Genomic DNA, 2,529 nt, shown 5'->3' with positions numbered 1-2,529 from the left:
GAAAACGATGGCACCGGTCGGGCAGGTTTTCACGCAGGCCGGTTCCAGCCCTACCGCCACCCGGTCCGAGCACAACGTACATTTGTAGGCCTTGTGATCCTTCTGCGAGATCCGTGGAATGTTGAACGGACAACCGGTGATGCAGTAGCCGCAGCCAATGCAGTGGTCCTGATCGAAATCGACGATGCCATTGGCGTGCTTGATGATCGCCCCCGGGCTGGGGCATGCCGCCAGGCAACCGGGCTCGGCGCARTGCATGCAGCCGTCCTTGCGGATCAGCCATTCCAGGTTGCCGGCGTCGGTCTCGTGCTCGGTGAAGCGCATCAAGGTCCAGGTTTCTGCGGTGAGGTCCTGCGGGTTGCCGTAGGTGCCATGGTTGTGACCGACCTCGTCACGCAACTCGTTCCATTCCGAGCAGGCGACCTGGCAGGCCTTGCAGCCGATGCATTTGGTGGTGTCGATCAGCTTGGCGACTTCCTCCACGCCGCGTATCGACGGCGCGGGGGTGGTGGTGGCCGAGCGGGCAATGATGTCTTGGCTGGCCATTTAGACTTTCTCCACGTTGACCAGGAATGACTTGGATTCCGGGGTCTGGGTGTTGCCATCGCCGAGGAACGGCACCAGGGTGTTGGTCAGGTAGCCGTGACGGGTGGCGCCGGTGAAGCCCCAGTGCAAGGGGATACCGATCTGGTGAACTACCTGATTGTTGACCTGCAGCGGACGAATCCGCTTGGTCACTACCGCCACCGCTTCGATATGCCCGCGTTTGGAGCTGACCCTTACTCGGTCACCGGCAGCAATGCCCTTCTCCTTGGCCAGCACCTCGCCGATTTCGACGAATTGTTCGGGTTGGGTAACGGCGTTGATCGGGCAATGCTTGGTCCAGAAGTGGAAGTGTTCGGTCAGCCGGTAGCTGGTCGCCGCATACGGGAAGTCCTTGGCCTGCCCGAGGGTGTCCCAGACTGAATCGAAGATCCGCCCGGCCGGGTTGCTGGTCGCCTGCTTGTTGTTGGGGTGCATCGGGTTGATGCCGATGGGTGTCTCGAACGGCTCATAGTGTTCCGGGAACGGCCCTTCGTTCATCTTGTCGAGGGCGAAGAAACGCGCCACGCCTTCGGGGTTCATGATGAACGGGTTGATGCCCGCTTCCGGTGCGGCGTCGACTTTGTAGTCGGGCACGTCGGTGCCGGTCCAGACCTTGCCGTTCCACCACACCACCCGTTTGTTCGCGTCCCATGGTTTGCCTTTCGGGTCGCACGAGGCGCGGTTATAGAGGATCCGTCGATTTGCCGGCCAGGCCCAGGCCCAGCCGAGGTTCTGCTTCATCCCGAAAGGGTCGCTGTTATCGCGCCGGGCCATGTTGTTGCCCTGCTCGGTCCAGCTGCCGCAGAAAATCCAGCAACCGGATGCCGTGCTGCCATCGTCCTTGAGCTGGCCGAAGCCGGACAACTGTTGACCGGCCTTGACCACCGCACCCGAGGCGTCGGTGACATCGGCGATGGCGTAGCCGTTGAATTCCCGGGCGAGCTCTTCCGGCGTCGGGTCATCCGGTACCTTGTAGGGCCAGTCGAGCTTGAGGATCGGCTCGGCCCAGGCACCGCCGTTGGCCTGGTAACGCTTGCGCAGGCGCAAGAACAGCTCGGCCATGATTTTCACGTCGGTGCGCGCCTGCCCCGGGCCATCGGCACCCTTCCAGTGCCATTGCAGCCAGCGGCCGCTGTTGACCAGCGAACCGTTTTCTTCGGCGAAGCAGGTGGCGGGCAGGCGGATGACTTCGGTCTGGATGCTGGCCGTTTCCACGTCGTTGTAAGGCCCGACGTTGCGCCAGAACTCCGAGGTTTCGGTGGCCAGTGGGTCCATCACCACCAGCCACTTGAGTTTCGCCAGCGCCTTCATCACCCGGTTTTTGTCCGGCAAGGCGGCGATCGGGTTGAAGCCCTGGCACAGGTAGCCATTGACCTCGCCCTTGCTCATCATGTCGAACATTTTCAGGATGTCGTAGCCGGGAATGTCCAGCTTGGGCAGCCAGTCGTAACCCCAGTGATTCTCGGCGGTGGCATTGGCGCCGTACCAGGCCTTCATCAGACTGACGTGGAACTTGCCGTAGTTCTGCCAGTAGGACATCTGCCCGGGACGCAGCGGCTTGAGTGCACGTTTGGCAATGTAGGCGTTGTAATCCTGTTCGGCCTCGGCCGGCAAGGTCAGGTAACCAGGCAACAGGTTGGACAGCAATCCCAGGTCGGTCAGGCCCTGAATATTGGAGTGCCCGCGCAGGGCGTTGACGCCCCCGCCCGGCATGCCGACGTTGCCCAGCAGCAATTGCACCATGGCCGCGCTACGGATCATCTGCGAGCCGGTTGAGTGCTGGGTCCAGCCCAGCGCGTAGAGAATCGTCATGGTTTTGCCCGGTTGCGAGCAGGTGGCGATCTCTTCCCAGATTTTCTGCATCGCGTCCACGGGCATGCCGCAGACCTGACTGGCCAGCTCCAGGGTGTAGCGGCTGTAATGCTGCTTCATCAATTGGTAGAC

Annotated in this window: 2 protein-coding genes; both read right to left on the bottom strand. The window is 61.9% G+C overall.

Annotated elements, in window-relative coordinates; genetic code table 11:
- The coding region (locus ACXRVY_RS23855) for a 4Fe-4S dicluster domain-containing protein (protein ID WP_458238413.1) at window positions 1-546 on the bottom strand (546 nt) is incomplete at its 3' end.
- The coding region (gene fdnG, locus ACXRVY_RS23850) for a formate dehydrogenase-N subunit alpha (protein ID WP_458238412.1) at window positions 547-2,529 on the bottom strand (1,983 nt) is incomplete at its 5' end.

The organism is Pseudomonas sp. P5_A2_2, from assembly GCF_054177685.1.
The sequence above is the reverse complement of the archived record's forward strand: the minus strand, read 5'-3'. Positions and strand labels throughout refer to the sequence as shown.